This is a genomic window from Micromonospora sp. NPDC049559 (assembly GCF_040676675.1).
GTDB lineage: Bacteria > Actinomycetota > Actinomycetes > Mycobacteriales > Micromonosporaceae > JBFAPK01.
This window is the reverse complement of the sequence record NZ_JBFAPK010000052.1, coordinates 19,449-36,839: the sequence shown is the minus strand read 5'-3', so window position 1 is coordinate 36,839 and position 17,391 is coordinate 19,449. Positions and strand designations below refer to the sequence as shown.

The window sequence follows — 17,391 nt, the reverse complement described above, 5'->3', positions numbered from 1 at the left end:
CCTTGTTTCGACAGCCGACGGCAACGCCTCTAACGCCGACACGCGTGCAGCGGATATCGACGTCGCGGCAACGAAGTGAACAACGGCGATAGGCAATCGACTATGCGTTGGGGAATTTTTCGTTTCACGCCTTGCCAGGCGTCGATCCCGTGTGGTCACATGGCTTTCGATCGCGTACCGCGAGAAAGCCCCCGCCCCACGGCCCGGTCGATTCGGGCCTCCCACCGCGGCCGGCTGTCAATCCTGAACGGTTCCCCGCTTTCCACGAGACGTCGTCCCAGGAAAGGCCCGCGATGTTGGTTGTGCGCGCATGAGCTCCACCAGGCAGCTACAGGAGCGGTTCGCCGCGGCCCTGATGTCCAACTACGGCCTGCCTCCCGTCGCGGTACGGCGCGGCGAGGGCTGCCGGGTCTGGGACGTCGACGGTCGCCCGTACCTCGACCTGATCGGTGGTATCGCCGTCTCCACCCTGGGCCACGCCCATCCCGACCTGGTCGAGGCGGTACGCGCCCAGGTGGCGACCCTGGCCCACATCTCCAACCTGAGCCTGCACGAGCCCGAGGTACGCCTCGCCGAACGGATCCTGGGCCTGCTCGGCGCCGACGGCCGGGTCTTCTTCGCCAACTCCGGCACCGAGGCGAACGAGGCGGCGCTCAAGCTGGTGCGCCGCCACGCCGGACCGGAGCGCGGCTACGTCGTGGCCGCCCGGGAGAGCTTCCACGGCCGGACGCTGGGTTCCCTCGCGGTCACCGGCCGGGACGCCATCCGCGACCCGTTCGGCCCCTTCGGCCGGCCGGTGCGGTTCGTGCCGTACGGCGTGCCCGAGGCACTGGTCGAGGCGGTCACCCCCGAGTGCGCCGGCGTCATCCTCGAACCGTTCCAGGGGGAGGCCGGCATCGTCGAGCCGCCCGACGGCTACCTGCGTACGGCCCGCGAGGTCTGCGACGCCACCGGGGCGGTGCTGGTCTTCGACGAGGTGCAGTCCGGCATCGGCCGGACCGGGAACTGGTTCTACCACCAGCACGCCGGGGTGGTACCCGATGTGCTCACCCTCGCCAAGGGGCTCGGCGGCGGGCTGCCGATCGGCGCCTGCGTCGGCCTCGGCCGGTTCGGCTCGACCTTCGCCAAGGGCGACCACGGCTCGACCTTCGGCGGCAACCCGGTCTCCTGCGCGGCGGCCCTCGCCGTGCTGGAGGTGATCGAACGCGACGGCCTGCTGGCCCACGTCGGCAAGCTCGGCGAGTGGCTGCTGGAGCGCGTCACCCGCCTGGAGCTTCCGCTGGTCGCCGAGGTGCGCGGCCGGGGACTGTGGCTCGCGCTCGCGCTGCGCGAGGCCGTGGCCGGGCAGGTCGAGGAGGCGGCCCGGCGGGCGGGATTCCTGGTCAACGCGGTACGACCGGACGTCGTCCGGATCTCACCGCCGCTGATCCTGACGTACGAGGAGGCGCAGTCCTTCGTCGACGCGCTACCGACCCTGCTGGACCGGCGATGACCGGGCGCGGCAGTGGACCGAGGGGGCCCCGATGCGCGCGGTGACGATCCACGGCCCGAAGGACATCCGGGTGGAGCACGTGCCGGACGCGGCGATCCGCGAACCGGGGGACGTGGTCGTCCGGGTCACGCACGCCTGCATCTGCGGCAGCGACCTCTGGGCGTACCGCGGCGTGGTGGAGCGGCAGCCCGGCCAGCGGATCGGCCACGAGTTCCTCGGCGTGGTGGAGGAGGTGGGGGCCGAGGTGTCGCGGCTGCGCCGCGGCGACCGGGTCGTCGCGCCCTTCGTCTGGTCGGACGGCACCTGCGAGCGCTGCGCCGCCGGGCTGCACACCTCCTGCCGTCAGGTGGGCTCCTGGGGGCAGCCGGGCGCGGACGGCGGGCAGGGCGAGGCGGTGCGCGTACCGTTCGCCGAGGCCACCCTGGTCCGCCTGCCCGCCGACGTCGACGAGGCCCAGCTGCCCGCCCTGCTGACGCTCTCCGACGTGCTCTGCACCGGTCACCACGGGGCGCTGGCCGCCGGGGTGGCGCCGGGCGGCAGCGTGGCCGTCGTCGGTGACGGCGCGGTCGGGCTCTGTGCGGTCATGGCCGCCGCCCGCCTCGGCGCGGAACGGATCGTGCTACTCGGCCACCACCGCGACCGTACCCGGCTCGCGGAGCGCTTCGGGGCCACCGAGGTGCGGCTCGGCCCCGGTGCGGAGGTCGTGGCCGAGCTGCGCGAGCTGACCCGTGGCGAGGGCTTCCACAGCGTGGTGGAGGCGGTCGGGACCGTCGAGTCGATGCGAACCGCGATCGGCGTCACCGCCGACGGCGGCACGGTCGGGTTCGTCGGCGTACCGCACGGCGGCGAGCAGGCGCTCGACATCCGCCAGATGTTCTATCGCAACGTGGCGGTGCGCGGCGGGATCGCGCCGGCCCGGGCCTACATCCCCGAACTGCTGCCGGACGTCCTCTCCGGGGCGCTGGATCCCGCACCGATCTTCGACGCGACCATCGGGCTCGACGAGGCGGCCGACGGATACGCGGACATGGATGCGCGGCGAACCCTCAAGGCGATGATCCGTCTCTGACCACCCAGTTCAGCGGCCGACAAGGAGCAGCACAGCGATGACCGTAGAGACCCGTCCGAAGAACAACGTGATCCGGTCCAGCTACGAGCAGGACCTCAACGATCACTGGGAGACCAAGCAGAGCGACCCGATCAACCTGCTGCTCGGCGAGATGGACGGCCTGTACCACCACCACTACGCCGCCGGGGAGTTCAACCGGAACCTGCTGACCGCGCCGGAACCGCAGCGCGAGCAGCTCATCCTGAAGGAGATGCACCGCCTGGAGACCGACCAGGTGAGCCTCATCCTCGACGAGTTGACCCATCTGTCGCCCCAGGACCGGGTGATGGACGCCGGCTCCGGCCGGGGTGGCACGTCCTTCATGATCTACGACCGGTACGGCTGCCGCGTCGACGGGGTGAACTTCTGCACCCACCACATCGAGTTCGCCGAGCACCTCGCGAAGCGGCGCCGCTGCGACGAGAAGGTCCAGTTCCACTACGCGAACATGGCCCAGACGCCGTTCGAGGACGGCTCCTTCGACGCGATCGTCAGCAACGAGACCACCATGTACGTCGACCTGTTCGAGACGTTCCGCGAGTTCGCCCGCCTGCTCCGGCCCGGTGGCCGGTACGTGCTGGTCACCTGGTGCCAGAACGACGCGGTCGCGGCGGAGTCGGACGACGTCGCCGCCATCGACGAGCACTACGTCTGCCACATCCACAAGCGGAGCACCTACCTGCGGGCCCTGGTGGAGAACGGCCTCGTACCGTCGCAGGTCCGCGACCTCACGGTCGAGGCGATCCCGTACTGGGAACTGCGCAGCCACAGCAACCTCAAGACCGGGGTGGAGGAGCCGTTCCTCTCCGGCTACCGGAAGAACACGCTCAACTATCTGGTGGTCGCCGCCGAGCGGGTCGTCGGCGCCGAGCGGTGAGCGCCAGCGTCTCCGCCACGCGGACCTTGCCCGACGCGCCGCCGCGAACGCCTCCGCCGGTGCTGGCGCGCGCCCGGCGGCTCGTCTCGGCCCCGCTCCAGGACGCGGTCCTGCGGCTGGAACCGGACCTGGCGCGGATCTGCGGCTACCACTTCGGCTGGTCGGACCGGGCGGGCCAGCCGACCGGAGAGCACGGCGCGGGCAAGCTCCTGCGGGCCAGCCTGGCCCTGCTCGCGGCGACCGGCACCGGTGCGGATCCGGGCCGCGCCGTGCCGGGCGCGGTCGCCGTCGAGCTGATCCACAACTTCTCGCTCATCCACGACGACATCATGGACGCCGACGAACAGCGGCGGGGCCGGCCCACCGCCTGGGTGGTCTTCGGTACCGGCCTCGCCACCCTCGCCGGGGACGCGCTCGTCGCGGCCGCGCTCCGCCAGGTCGAGGAGGCGGAGAACGGCCAGCGGCACCGCGCCCACGCGATCCTCGTCGCCGCGTTGACGTCGATGATCGACGGGCAGTCGGCGGACCTGGCCCTGGAACGGCGCGGGGTCGAGGAGGTCTCGGTCGAGCACTACCTGCGCGCCTGCGACAAGACCACCGCCCTGCTCGAGGCCTCGACCGCGACCGGCGCCGTACTGGCGGGTGCGGGCGAGCCGACCGTCGCGGCGCTCCGCGAGGCGGCGCGCAACCTCGGACTCTCCTGGCAGGTCGCCAACGACGTGGAGGACATCTGGGGCGACACGCGGGTCACCGGCAAGCCGGCCCGCAGTGACCTGCGCCGGACCAAGAAGACGATTCCCGTCATCCTGGCCCTGCGCTCGGGTCACCCGGACGGCGCGCGGCTCGCCGGGATGCTCCGGACCCGGACGGAGGAGTGGACCGACGACGACCTCCAGACACAGGCCGACCTGATCGAGGGGGCGGGCGGCCGGGCCGCCGCCGAGCAGCTCTCGCGGCGGTACCTCGACGTGGCCCTCGACCACGTCGGGCGGGCCGGGCTGCGCCCGGAGAGCCAGCGGGAACTGACGGAACTCTTCCGCTTCGTCGTCCGCTGAGCGACTTCGTCGTCCGTTGGGCGACTTCGTCGTCCGCTGAGCGACCGGGCGCGCCGCGGAACCGGGACCGCCGAGTTCGTCCCGCTCGGCGGCCCGCGAGCGGGGCCGGTGAGATTTGCCACCGCGACTCGACAACCCAGCGTCACGTGGCAGACTCGCGCGCATAACCTGAGCGGCCGTTAACGCGGTCGCCCGCAGCGGGAGGGGCCGGGCCGTGGCACGCGATTTCACCAGCGTCGGCGTCGTCGGGCTGGGCACCATGGGTGCCGGGATCGTCGAGGTCTTCGCCCGCAACGACATTCACGTCGTGGCCGTCGAGATCTCCGAGGGGGCGCTGGAGCGCGGGCGGGCCACGCTGCTGCGCTCGGCCGACCGGGCGGTACGCAAGGGCAAGCTCACCGAGCCGGAGCGGGACGCGCTGCTCTCCCGGGTCACCTTCGCCGTCGGGCTCGACGCCCTGGCCGAGGTGGACCTGGTGATCGAGGCGGTGCCGGAGCGGCTCGACCTCAAGCGGCGGATCTTCGCCGAGCTGGACCGGGTCTGCAAGCCGGAGGCCATCCTGGCCACCAACACCTCCTCGCTGAGCGTCACCGAGATCTCGGTCGCCACGCACCGGCCCAACCAGGTCATCGGGATCCACTTCTTCAACCCGGCGCCGGTGATGAAGCTGGTCGAGGTGGTCCGCACGGTGGTCACCGCGCCCGAGGTGGTCGCCGACGTCGAGGCGCTCTGCGCGCGGCTCGGCAAGGTCGACGTGACCATCAACGACCGGGCCGGCTTCATCGCGAACGCGCTGCTCTTCGGCTACCTCAACCACGCGGTCGGGCTCTTCGAGTCCCGGTACGCGACCCGCGAGGACATCGACGCGGCGATGCGGCTCGGCTGCGGGCTGCCGATGGGTCCGCTCGCGCTGATGGACCTGATCGGCCTGGACACCGCGTACGAGATCCTCGACACCATGTACCGCCGCGGCGGCCGGGACCGCCGGCACGCGCCGGTACCGCTGATCAAGCAGATGGTCACGGCGGGCCTGCTCGGCCGCAAGTCCGGCCGCGGCTTCTACACCTACGAGCGGCCCGGCTCGCCGGTGGTCGTACCGGACGACCAGACCCCGTCCGCTACGGTGACCGGCGCCGCGGAGCCCGCCGCCGAGGCCGCGGGCCCGTCCGGTGCCGGACCGATCGGCACGGCGGGCGTGAGCAAGGTCGGGGTGGTCGGCTCCGGCACGATGGCCACCGGCATCATCGAGGTCTTCGCCCGGGCCGGGTACGAGGTGATCTCGGTGACCCGCGGCGCGGAGAAGTCCGCGCGGGTCTGCGAGGCGGTCAAGACCTCGCTGAACAAGGGCGTGGTGCGCGGCCGGCTCGACGAGGCGGAGCGGGACGCCTGCCTCTCCCGGGTCACCTGGTCGGCCACGCTGGAGCACCTGGCCGACGCCGACCTGGTGGTGGAGGCGGTGGTCGAGGAGTTGAGCGTGAAGAAGGCGCTCTTCGCCAGCCTCGACGAGATCTGCAAGCCGGGGGTGGTGCTGGCCACCACCACGTCGTCGCTGCCGGTGATCGAGTGCGCGATGGCGACCCAGCGTCCGGCCGACGTGGTCGGGCTGCACTTCTTCAACCCGGCCCCGGCGATGGGGCTCGTCGAGATCGTCCGGACCATCCGTACCGCGCCGGAGACCGTGGCCACCGCGCGGGCGGTCGTCGCGGCGCTCGGCAAGACCGGGGTGGTCTGCGGCGACCGTTCCGGGTTCGTGGTGAACGCGCTGCTCTTCCCGTACCTGAACGACGCGGTGCGGATGCTGGAGGCGTCGTACTCCACCGCCGACGACATCGACAACGCGATGAAGCTGGGCTGCGGCTACCCGATGGGCCCGTTCGAGCTGCTCGACGTGGTCGGCCTCGACGTGGCGCTGGCCATCCAGCGCGAGCTCTACCTGGAGCTGCGCGAGCCCGGGTTCGCCCCGGCGCCGCTGCTGGAGCACCTGGTCACCGCCGGCTACCTGGGGCGCAAGGCGGGTCGCGGCTTCCGCGACCACACTCACCGCTGACGGGTACCCGGCCGGCTCCGGTCCTGCCCACGTCGTTCGGGCCGACCGACGAGGACGTACGCGGCGGTGCCCGGCGGAACGCGTCCGCCGGGCACCGGTGTGGCGAGCGTGATCAGCAGATGTTGTTCACCGGGGTGAAGCCGTTGCTCTTGATGACCGAGCAGGCGCCGGCGTCGGTGGTGATCCAGTTGAGGAACGCGCGCAGGTTGGTACCGGTGCCCGACTTGCTGGTCTTCGCCACGTTGAAGACCTGGCGGGTGGCGGAGAAGTGGGCGGCGTTGTCGCCGCTCGGGATGTTGTCGCCGAGCAGGTTGATCGGCTTGTTGGTGCCGTTGTCGGCGGTCTTGACCGGCGCGACGGTCGAGACGAACCGGGCGGTCGAGAAGGGCGCGAAGGCGCCGGCGTTGGCGTTGACCGGGGTGGCGTCGTGCTCCTGGACCTCCTGGACGCAGCCGCCCTCGCTCTGGGTGAGCAGGTCGGCCTCGGTCAGGCCGGTGGCCTGGAGGAAGAAGGAGCGGGTGCCGGAGCCGGCCTGCGGGATCATCGGCCGCGGGGTGCCGGTGGCGCCGGCGACGAGGTCCGACCACTCCTCGACGCCGTCGAAGTCGGCGTTCGAGCCGGCGATGTCGGCCTGGCAGCGGTACAGGATCGCCAGGTTGGCGGTGTTCAGCACGAGGCTGGCCGGCTTGTTGCTGGCCACGTCCGAGCCGGCGCCGTCGTTGTCACGCGGTACGGCGATGCGCAGGCCGTCGGTGGCGAAGGCGTACGCGTCGAGGGTGGCGTCCTCGGCCGCGGTGATCGCGCGGGAGGAGCGGGCGAAGTCGACGCAGTCGTTGCCGCCGACGGCGGCGGTGTTCAGCAGCGCGGTGATGCCGGCCGAGGAGCCGTTCGGGCGGGTGATCGAGGCGCAGCCGCTCTTCGTCGTGATCGGGCTGGTGCCGGTGGCGTGGAACGAGTAGGCCTTCGGGGTGTGCGTGGTGTTCCAGAGGTCGACGAGGTCCTGCACGACGAATTCGGTGGTGTCGGAGCCGACGCCGACGATGTCGGTGGCGGCCGGCGTGATGCCGGCGCCGGGGTCGGCCTGCGCGCTGCCGGCACCCAGGGCGACCGACAGGGCCGCCGCGCCGAGGGCGACGACGACGCTCCTGCGGGTGGTCTGACGCATGGACTTCTCCTTCTGGTGAGGACGGATCCCACGTTGCGTCCGTCCCGATCGGGACGAGAGAAGCCTGTCGATCGATACCGAACGGAGTTGAGCCGTTGCGCCTGCGCGACATTGCGGTCGTGTAAACGGGCACACAACGGCAAAGCGGATAAATCACCATCAGCCCGGAGGGCTCTCCCTCCGGGCTGATGGCGCGGGTCGCGCCTACTCCCGGGCCCGCCCGGCCCGGCCGCCTTCCGGGCCGCCCGACCCAGCCGCCCGACCGGCTCGCGGGCGGTGACTACCAGGGGCGACGTCCCTCGACCGGGTCTGCCGGGGTACGCCCGCCGGGTACCGCCGTCACCCGAGGGTGACCCCGAGCGCGACGAACCGGGTCTGCTGGCTCGACGAGAAGTTGTCGTCCGAGACGAGCACCAGGGTGCGCTCGCCGTTCGGCAGCGTCGGGCCCCAGCCCATCCCCTCGATGTTGTCGACGGTGCCGAGCCCGAACGCGCCGAAGTCGACCAGCAGCCGCTTGGTGGTCGGGGTGTAGGTCACGCCGGCCAGCGACGGCGTGTTCAGCACGTTGGTCGCCCGCGCGATGTCCATCTCGTACAGCCGGACCGAGTTGCCCGCGCCCTCGATGTAGGCGCGCTCCAGCACCAGGTAGTGCGAGTTGTCGACGGCGAGAATCTCCGTGACGCCGTTGCTGGCGGCCCCGCCGGTCGGCGACGCGGCCGGCACCGGGTCGAGCTGGTAGACGAGCTGGTTCACCGGCTGCCCGGTGGCCTTGCTGTGCAGGGTGACGCGGACCGGCGCGCCGCTCGTCGGCGTCGGCTCGGCGCCGTCCTGCAGCAGCGGACCCTCCATCGCGGTGATCACGCCGTTGCCGTTGGCCGAGAGGGTCAGCCCCTCCAGTGCCAGGTTGCGGCGCGGGCCCGTCTCGCCGGCACTCGCGGCCAGGACGGCGGGCTGGGTCAGCTCGGCGGTGCTCGCGCCGCCGGTGGTCGACCGGTACGCGCCGGGGCTGACCAGCGTCGGCGCGGTGCCGTCGGTCGGTACCAGCCGCTCGCCCTCGCTGGTCCAGGTGAGGTCGCCGGCGGCGGGGTCGAAGCGGATCGCCTCCGGGTCGACCGAACCCTTCGGGTAGAACTTGCCGTCGGGCCGCTTGAGCAGGGTGATGTCGGTGACGCGGGGCTCGCCGAGGCCGGTGGCGGTCACGTCCAGGTCGAACGTGTAGAACCGGGCCGGCAGGTGTTCCGAGCGGTCGTCGCTGATCGCGTACCAGCGGTCCTTGGCGGCGTTGTAGTCGATGCCGGAGAGGCCGCCGACGCCGGCGTACCGGTAGCGGGCGGGCAGCGTTCTCTCGCCGATCACGCGGAAGGCGTAACCGGGTACGGCGACGTCGGTGTACGAGCGGACCGGCGGGCGCTTGGCGGTGGCGTCGGCGCCACCGGCGGCGCTCGCGGTGCCGGCGGTACCGGCGACCACGGTGCCTACGACGGTGACGACAGCGGCGAACGTCGATACAGTACGAGGAACGTTTGGCACTTCGTTCTCCTCAACTGGTTTCGGAATGGGGCTCGGCCATCCGATCGACCGTTGCTGTCGCTCCGGTTAAAAATCGGTGGTCGACACACGTGCAGTAGTCAACCGAGTGCCCAGGATTAGATCTTGGTGACAAAGCAATGAACGAGCGGAACCAAACGTTCACCTTCGGGAGTGTGCTCCTGTCGCCGTACGTATAGAGCCGGTTACCTCACTGCGAGGGGATGTGACCGGACAGCGTGACGTCGATGCGTCAGGAGTAACAATGTCGGAAAGAATCCCGGAAGAGCGGACAAGTACCACTTTGGAGTTGCTTGCCCCCGTTTCCGGGACGGCGGGCGACGACGGTACGGCGGCTGAGCTGCCGCTGTCCCCGCCGGACGACGACGACCGCTTCGGCGACACCGCCGTTCTGTCGAACCATTCCGGCGTCGGCGGCTCCACATTGGACGCCCGTCGCGTCTCCGCGTGGTTCGGTCCCCGCAAGGTGCTCGACCGCGTCTCGCTCACCATGGCCGCCGGTACCGTCACCGCGCTGATCGGCCCCTCCGGATGCGGAAAGTCGACCTTCCTCCGAATTCTGAACCGGATGCACGAATTGGTCCCGGGATCGTCGCTCGCCGGCGAGGTGCTGCTGGACGGGGTGGACATTTACCAATCGGGCCGCAAAATCACCGAGACGCGGCGCCGGATCGGCATGGTGTTCCAGAAGCCGAACCCCTTCCCGGCCATGTCGATCGCCGACAACGTCACCGCCGGACTCAAGCTCAACGGGATCCGCGCGAGCCGCCGCGAACGGCAGGACCTGGTCGAGGAGTGCCTCGTCCGGGCCGGCCTGTGGCGCGAGGTCCGGGACCGCCTGCACCAGCCCGGCGGGGCCCTCTCCGGCGGCCAGCAGCAGCGGCTCTGCATCGCCCGGTCCCTGGCGGTACGCCCGGACGTGCTGCTGATGGACGAGCCCTGCTCCGCGCTCGACCCCACCTCGACCCGGCGGATCGAGGAGACGATCGCCGAGCTCTCCCACGACGTGACCATCGTGATCGTCACGCACAACATGCAGCAGGCCGCCCGGGTCTCCCAGCAGTGCGCGTTCTTCCTCGCCGAGGAGGGCGAACCGGGGCACATCGTGGAGTCCGGCTCCACGTACACGATCTTCAACGAGCCGAGCGACGCCCGGACCCATGACTACGTGCAAGGCCGATTCGGCTGACCCGGCCCGGCAGCCCGGGCGGCGGCCCCCGACCTCGCGGAGTTCCCGTAGTGAGATTTCGCTTCCACACCCTCAAGGACACCTCGGTCGTCTGGCGCCTCGTGGGCGACAACCACCGGCCGCTCGGGACGTCGCCCGGCTCCTTTCCCGACCTGGACAGGGCCGCCCGGGCCGCCGCCGCGGTGCGGGCCGCCGCCGGCACGGCCAGCTACGAGGCGGCCCTGGACGACCAGTTGCTCTGGCGGTGGCAGATGCGGGTCGAGGGCGAGGAGCCGCTGGCCGTGGCGGTCCGGCCGTACCAGCGGCGGATCGACTGCGTACGGGCGGCGCGGCGGTTCCAGGAGCAGGCGCCCACCGCCACCCTCGACGCCCGTACCCGTTTCTGAACCGATCCATCTCCCGAGGAGGGTGCCACGATGGCAGCACCGGCTGAGCCGGCCGAGCGGGCGCCGGACGAGGACCGGCCCCGGCCGGTCCGGGCCACCAAGCCCCTCGTCGACCGGGTGTTCCGCGGCGTCGCGTACGGCAACGGCGCGCTCGTACTGCTCGTCATGGGCGGGATCGGGCTCTTCCTGTCGCTGCAGGCGGTGCCCACCCTGCGGGCGTACGGCTGGAGCTTCTTCACCGAGAACGACTGGAACCCGGAGCAGAACCGACTCGGCATCACCGCGATCGTGCTCGGTACCGTGCTGGTCGCGCTGGTGGCGATCGCGGTGGCGTTCCCGCTGGCCCTGCTCACCGCGCTCTACATCGCCGAGTACGCGCCACGGCGGCTCAGACGGACGCTGGTCTCGCTGGTCGACCTGATGGCGGCCGTACCGTCCGTCGTGTACGGCCTGGTCGGCGTCGCCCTCTTCCAGCCGCAACTGCGCTTCGTGGCCCGGTGGCTGCACGGCAAGCTCGGGTTCATCCCGATCTTCGAGGTCGGTACCGCCGCCGACCCGGTCGACCCGAACGCGGCGATCTGGTCCGAGACCCGCTACACCGCGTCGGCCTTCATCGCCGGGATCGTGGTGGCGCTGATGGTGCTCCCCATCGCCTGCTCGGTCATGCGCGAGGTCTTCGGCCAGGTGCCGGTCGGCGAGCGCGAGGCGGCGCTGGCGCTGGGCGGTACCCGGTGGGGGATGATCCGCTCGGTGGTGCTCCCGTTCGGTCGGGGCGGCATCATCGGCGGCACCATGCTCGGCCTGGGCCGCGCGCTCGGCGAGACGATCGCGGTGGTGCTGATCATCTCGCCGGCGTTCGACCTGAAGCTGCGCATCCTCGAGGTCGGCACGATCACCACCTCGTCGCTGATCGCGCTGCGCTTCGGCGAGGCGAGCCCCTCGCAGCTCTCGGCCCTGCTCACCGCGGGCCTCGTGCTCTTCCTCATCACTCTCGTGGTCAACACCCTGGCCGCGATCATCGTCAACCGTAGCCGCAGCGGCGCGGCGACCGAGATCTGAGGCGGGACGCCGATGACACAGCTTCTCGACACCCCGCCGGCCGGCCCGCCGCCGGACCCGGCAACCGGCGACCGGCCGGGCGGGCCGGCCGACGAGCCGGAGGTACGCCGGGTCACGACCGCCCGTACCGTCGACGACCTGCTCGCCGCCGCCGGTGCCGCGCTCGCCGCCCTCGCGCTGGTCTGGATCGGCTACGAGCGGCTCTTCCCGACCTCCGGGCTGCTCGGCTTCGTCGTCTGCTGGTACGTGGTGTTCCTCGGGGTCTACCTCACCGTCACCTTCCTGCGGCACCCGCCCACCACCATCGCCGACCGGCTGGCGTCGGCCGTGGTGCACGCGGGCGCCGCGGTGGTCGGGGCCGGCCTGCTCGCGGTGATCGGCTACACCGTCCTCAAGGGGCGCGAGGCGCTCGGGTACGCGAACTTCTACACGCAGGACATGGCCGAGGCGGGCCCGCTGCAACCGCTGGACGTCGGAGGGGTGCTGCACGCCGTCGTCGGCACGCTGATCGAGATCGGCATCGCCATCGTCGTCACGCTGCCGCTCGGCGTCGGCTGTGCGGTCTACCTCACCGAGGTCGGCGGCCGGTTCGCCCGGGTGGTCCGGACCCTGGTCGAGGCGATGACCGCGCTCCCCTCGATCGTGGCGGGGCTGTTCGTCTACACCGTGCTGCGGGTCGCGCTCGGCTTTCCCGCCTCCGGCTTCGCCGCCGCCTGCGCCATCTCGGTGATGATGCTGCCGATCATCGCCCGCGCCGCCGACGTGGTGCTGCGGGTCGTCCCCGGCGGGCTGCGCGAGGCGAGCCTGGCGCTCGGCGCGTCGCACTGGCAGACCGTGTGGCGGGTGGTCCTGCCCACCGCCCGGCCGGGGCTGGCCACCGCCCTGATCCTCGGTACCGCCCGGGGGGTCGGAGAGACCTCGCCGGTGCTGCTCACCTCCGGCGCCTCGACGTTTCTCAACGCCAACCCGCTCGACCACTCGATGAACTCGCTACCGCTCTACATCTACTCGCTCGTCCGCTCCGGCGAGCCGACCTACATCGTGCGGGCCTGGGGCGCGGCGACGCTGCTGCTCGGCCTCGTGCTGCTGCTCTTCGTCCTGGCCCGGCTCGCCGCGTCGCACCGGGTGCGGGGGCGCCGACCGTGAACTTCCCGAAGGAGACAGAGATGACCGCCGAGAGACGGCGGCGGTGGCGGCGGGTGCCGCGATCGCTGGCCGCGATGGGGCTGACGGCGCTGCTCGCCGTCGGCCCGGCCACGCCCGCGCGGGCCGCGCCGTACGAGCAGATCGAGGGGACCGGCTCGACCTGGAGCGCCAACGCGATCAGCCAGTGGACCCGGGACGTGCGGCAGTTCGGCAACCAGGTGGTCTACACCGCGACGGGCTCCTCCGCCGGCCGCAAGAACTTCGCCCAGTACCAGAACGACTTCGGCGTCTCGGAGATCCCGTACCAGGGGACCGATCCGGTCACCGGCGAGGCCGACAACAGCAACCGGCCGTACGCGTACATGCCGATCGTGGCCGGCGGTACCGCCTTCATGTACCAGCTCCGGGTCAACGGCCAGCTCTACCGGGACCTGCGCCTCTCCGGCGACACCATCGCCAAGATCTTCACCAACCAGATCACGAAGTGGAACGACCCGGCGATCACGGCGGACAACAACGGCCGGGCGCTGCCGGCGCTGGACATCATCCCGGTGGTCCGCTCGGACGGCTCCGGCACCACCGCCCAGTTCACCACCTGGCTGGACAAGAAGCAGACCGCGCGCTGGCGCGGCTACTGCGGGTGCCGGGGGCTGCTCTCGTACTACCCCCGCAAGGGCCGCCAGGTCGCGCGGAGCGGCTCGGACCAGGTGGCGGACTTCGTCGCCGCCGACGCCGGCAACGGCACCATCGGCTACGTCGAGTACTCCTACGCCCGGAACAAGAACTACCCGGTGGCGAAGATGCTCAACCAGAAGGGCTTCTACGTGCTGCCGACCGACTACAACGTCGCGGTGGCGCTGACCCGAGCGGAGATCAACCAGAACCGGAGCGACCCCCGGCTCTACCTGACCCAGGTGCTCGACAAGGTCTACGTCAACGACGACCCGCGGGCGTACCCGCTCTCGTCGTACTCGTACATGATCCTGCCGACGGCTGCGAACGACCAGCGGCTCACCCCGGGCAAGGCGAAGGCGCTGGCCGACTTCGCGTACTACTTCCTCTGCGAGGGGCAGCGCGACGCGGGCGCCCTCGGCTACTCGCCGCTGCCGCGCAACCTCGTGGCGGCCGGCTTCGACCAGGTCAAACGGATCTCCAAACTGGATCCGGCCGACCTGACCAACAAGAACATCGGCAACTGCCCGAACCCGACGTTCGACTCGCGCAACCCGAACCGGAACAAACTCGCCGCGGAGGCGCCGATGCCGCCGGCCTGCGACGCCAGGGGGCAGGGTCCCTGCTCCGGCGGTGGCGGGAGCAACGGCTCCGGCAGCGGCAGCGGAACCGGCAGCGGCAGCGGAACCGGCTCCGGTACGGGCACCGACGCCAACGGCGACGGGGTGCCCGACGGCGGGGCGCCGGTGGACACCGACGGCGACGGGGTGGCCGACAACGCCACCGGTGGCGCCGAGGCGAACGGGACCGTACTCGGGTCGGCCACCGAACTGGCCGGCTTCCGCGGGGACGGGATGAGCACGGCGCTCGCGATCCTCGCGGGCCTGGAGCTGCTGCTGGTGATGATCGTGCCGGCGCTGGTCGGGCGGCGGTTGGGCCGTAATCGCGGGGAGGGGCAATGAACGGCGTCCGGCAGGAGAGCAGAACTCGCCGAGGCCACGGCGGCCGTGACCCGGGGCGGACCGGCGGTCTCCGCCGGGGGGCCGCGGCGCTCGCGGCGGTGCTGGTCGCGGCGCTCGTCGCGGTGGTGCCGGTGCTCGGGCCGCAGCGGGCCGCGAGCGCCGAGGAGGAACCACCGAGCCGCAAGTGCACCGAGCTGACCTGCACCTTCGACCTGGAGAACGGCGACGGCAACAAGCTGTACGGCGCCCAGGTCACCGTCTCGCAGACCACGAACCTGGTGAACCGGCAGAAGATCGCCCTCTCCTGGAGCAACTTTCATCCCAGCCACAACGGACTGGTCCTGCCCGGCCAGTCCGGTCAGGACAACTACCTGGAGTACCCGGTGGTGGTGCTCCAGTGCCGGGGGTCGGATCCCACCATCTCGACCTGCTACCAGAACAGGTACGGCTGGGACGGCCCGTACCGCCCGCAGGACGACGCGCTCGACGGTGCCACCGACGGGCTGCTGCCCAACCGGGAGGGCAACCGGGACACCGTCTGGTCGGTGCCGTTCCAGGCGGCCAACCGCACCGCCCCGTACCTCTTCGACGCGGGGCCGCTCGTCGACGGCTCGACCGAGTTCCCGCCCGACTTCGGTACCGAGAACTTCCCCGGCAACGAGCTGATCGAGTACACCACGCTCGACGGTACGTCTCGGCAGGGCGTCGAGTTCGAGGCGCGCGACGAGCAGACGTACCCGAGCCTGGGCTGCTCGGACCGGGTGGCGTGCGCCCTGGTCGTGATCCCCATCCTCGACCCCGAGTGCACCGCCGAGGCCGCCCCGGCGTGCACGGCCGGCCCGAACAACGCGGCCGGCAGCGACGGTACGTACAACAGCGGGAATCCGTACCTGATCGGCCGGGGCAACTGGGCGCGGGCGTCGAACTGGCGGAACCGGTTCGTCTTCCCGCTGAGCTTCGCGCCCCGGGCGGACACCTGTGCGGCGACCGACCCCCGCCCCCGCCGCGCGGTGTACGGTTCGGAGCCGGCCGACCTGGCGATGCGGCAGTGGGCGGGGAAGTTCTGCACCGACCCGGGCATGCCGAAGCTCGGGCACACCCGGCAGCCCGAGTCGGTGGCCCGGATCGCGATCCGCAGCAGGTCGGCGACCGGGTACGCCGCCGACGCGGTGCTGACCACCCAACCGGTGCCGCCGGGCGACGAGTCGGCGCGCCCGGTGGCGCACGCCCCGGTCGCGGCCACCGGGTTCGCGGTCTCGTTCCTCATCGACCACAACGGGCAAAAGGTGGCGTTGCCGACGCTGCGGCTAACCCCGCGCCTGCTGGCCAAGCTGCTCACCCAGTCGTACCCGACCGTCAACTTCCGGGATGTCGGCCAGAACCAGGGGCACCCCACGATCGGCGGCAATCCCTTCTCCGTCTTCGTCGACCAGGACTTCAAGGAGGCCAACCCGGAGATCGCGGCCATGCCGGGGAACAACAACCTGATCAACCTGGAGAGCCCCTTCGTCGTCACCAACGACTCGGACGCGTACTGGGAGCTGACCCGGTACATCGCCGCGGACCCGGAGGCGGTCGAGTGGCTCTCCGGTAAGCCGGACCCGTGGGGGATGGTGGTCAACCCCCTCTGGCGGAACAAGCCCTTCCCCGCCAGCCGGTCCGAGCTGCGGGACCAGGAGATCAAGAAGGACCTGCGGACCGAGTGCGACACCGCGTCGCCGGTGGCCTACCTGACCCAGATCGCCAACGGGTTCAGCGGACTCGACGACGCCTCGCTCGCGCTCTCCGAGGGACGGCCGGCGCGCAGCTCGTGCAGCTTCGACGTCGGGAGCCAGACCTGGTCGTTCAAGCGGGTGGCGCCGTCGTTCTTCCCGAACCGAAAGTTCCTCGCGGTCACGACGGTGTCGTACGCCCGGGCGTACGGGCTGCCGATGGCCGAACTGCAGACGCCGTTCCGGGCCGCCGACGGCGCCCGTAGCTTCGTGGCCCCGACCGACGCCGGTCTGCTCCGCTCGCTCGGCTACACCAGGCTCGACGAGAAGACCGGCACGCTCTCGGTCGACCACCAGGCGCTGCCGAAGACCGCGTACCCGGGGTCGTTCCTGGTCTACGCGGCGGCGGCGACCGCCGGTGTGGAGAAGAGGGCGGCCGGGGACTACGCGAAGTTCGTCCGGTACGCCGCCACCGACGGCCAGACCCGCGGTACCGCCGTCGGGCAGCTGCCCAACGGGTACGTGCCGCTGCCGGACCCGCTGCGCCAGCAGGCGACCACCGCCGCCGACGCGGTCGAGGCGCAGGCGGGCCAGGTGCCGCTACCCCCACCCGACCTGCCCGACCGGGTACGCGACGACGTCGAGAACGACCTCGGGAACAACGGCGGCGGGGGAAGCGGCAGCGGGTCGACTCCGTCCCCGGGCGCCTCGCCGAGCGTCGCCGGCGGCACCCCGAGCCCGGGTGCCTCGCGGCCGGCCACCCTCGCGTCCACCCGCGCGGAGAACTCGGCGCTCGGCCGGTGGATCCTGCCGGTGGTGCTGATCCTCGGTCTGCTGGCCGCGGCCGGCGCCCCGGTGGTGCTGATGGCCGGCCAGCCCGGTCACCCGGTACGCCGGTTCCTGTACCGGATTCCGGGGCCGACCCGCCGCTGGTTCACCGACGGTCGCTGACCGTTCGTCCGCAGTGTCGTCC

At 71.6% G+C, this 17,391-nt stretch carries 13 protein-coding genes; 11 read left to right on the top strand and 2 right to left on the bottom strand.

Going from position 1 to position 17,391, the window contains the following annotated elements; translation table 11 throughout:
• The first annotated feature begins 310 nt into the window (after nt 1-310).
• From AB0J86_RS35575 to AB0J86_RS35555, 5 genes are all read left to right on the top strand, one after another.
• Entirely contained in the window at nt 311-1,492 is a 1,182-nt protein-coding gene (locus AB0J86_RS35575) for an acetylornithine transaminase (protein WP_363862136.1), read from the top strand.
• 31 nt (nt 1,493-1,523) lie between these two features.
• On the top strand, nt 1,524-2,561 hold the full coding sequence (locus AB0J86_RS35570) for an alcohol dehydrogenase catalytic domain-containing protein (protein WP_363862133.1): 1,038 nt from the start codon (nt 1,524-1,526) through the stop codon (nt 2,559-2,561).
• Nucleotides 2,562-2,598: 37 nt separating this feature from the next.
• A complete protein-coding gene (locus tag AB0J86_RS35565) occupies nt 2,599-3,477 on the top strand; it encodes a methyltransferase domain-containing protein (protein WP_363862130.1) in 879 nt (292 codons plus the stop codon).
• 59 nt (nt 3,478-3,536) lie between these two features.
• Complete coding sequence (locus AB0J86_RS35560) at nt 3,537-4,532, top strand: polyprenyl synthetase family protein (RefSeq protein WP_363862127.1); 996 nt, start codon at nt 3,537-3,539, stop codon at nt 4,530-4,532.
• Between the two features lie 214 nt (nt 4,533-4,746).
• Nucleotides 4,747-6,579 carry a 3-hydroxybutyryl-CoA dehydrogenase gene (locus AB0J86_RS35555; RefSeq protein WP_363862124.1) on the top strand — a complete coding sequence of 611 codons (1,833 nt, stop codon included), beginning with the start codon at nt 4,747-4,749 and terminating at the stop codon, nt 6,577-6,579.
• A gap of 112 nt (nt 6,580-6,691) precedes the next feature.
• On the opposite strand, the gene AB0J86_RS35550 is transcribed toward AB0J86_RS35555, so the two are convergent.
• Complete coding sequence (locus AB0J86_RS35550) at nt 6,692-7,744, bottom strand: substrate-binding domain-containing protein (RefSeq protein WP_363862121.1); 1,053 nt, start codon at nt 7,742-7,744, stop codon at nt 6,692-6,694.
• Nucleotides 7,745-8,083: 339 nt separating this feature from the next.
• Nucleotides 8,084-9,274, bottom strand: a complete 1,191-nt coding sequence (locus AB0J86_RS35545) for an esterase-like activity of phytase family protein (RefSeq protein ID WP_363862118.1) — start codon at nt 9,272-9,274, stop codon at nt 8,084-8,086.
• 484 nt (nt 9,275-9,758) lie between these two features.
• Between AB0J86_RS35545 and AB0J86_RS35540 the strand changes: the two genes are divergently transcribed.
• From AB0J86_RS35540 to AB0J86_RS35515, 6 genes are read left to right on the top strand one after another with little or no spacing between them, the layout of a single operon-like run.
• Nucleotides 9,759-10,481 carry a phosphate ABC transporter ATP-binding protein gene (locus tag AB0J86_RS35540; protein WP_363862195.1) on the top strand — a complete coding sequence of 241 codons (723 nt, stop codon included), beginning with the start codon at nt 9,759-9,761 and terminating at the stop codon, nt 10,479-10,481.
• Between the two features lie 50 nt (nt 10,482-10,531).
• On the top strand, nt 10,532-10,867 hold the full coding sequence (locus tag AB0J86_RS35535; protein ID WP_363862115.1) for a hypothetical protein: 336 nt from the start codon (nt 10,532-10,534) through the stop codon (nt 10,865-10,867).
• A gap of 30 nt (nt 10,868-10,897) precedes the next feature.
• A complete protein-coding gene (pstC, locus tag AB0J86_RS35530; RefSeq protein ID WP_363862112.1) occupies nt 10,898-11,926 on the top strand; it encodes a phosphate ABC transporter permease subunit PstC in 1,029 nt (342 codons plus the stop codon).
• Nucleotides 11,927-11,938: 12 nt separating this feature from the next.
• Nucleotides 11,939-13,072 (top strand): phosphate ABC transporter permease PstA, encoded by a 1,134-nt coding sequence (pstA, locus tag AB0J86_RS35525; protein WP_363862109.1) that lies wholly within the window; start codon nt 11,939-11,941, stop codon nt 13,070-13,072.
• Nucleotides 13,073-13,092: 20 nt separating this feature from the next.
• On the top strand, nt 13,093-14,706 hold the full coding sequence (locus tag AB0J86_RS35520; protein WP_363862106.1) for a phosphate ABC transporter substrate-binding protein PstS: 1,614 nt from the start codon (nt 13,093-13,095) through the stop codon (nt 14,704-14,706).
• Nucleotides 14,703-17,369, top strand: a complete 2,667-nt coding sequence (locus AB0J86_RS35515; RefSeq protein WP_363862103.1) for a hypothetical protein — start codon at nt 14,703-14,705, stop codon at nt 17,367-17,369. Before AB0J86_RS35520 ends, AB0J86_RS35515 begins: the two co-directional genes overlap by 4 nt.
• The last annotated feature ends 22 nt before the right edge of the window (nt 17,370-17,391 follow it).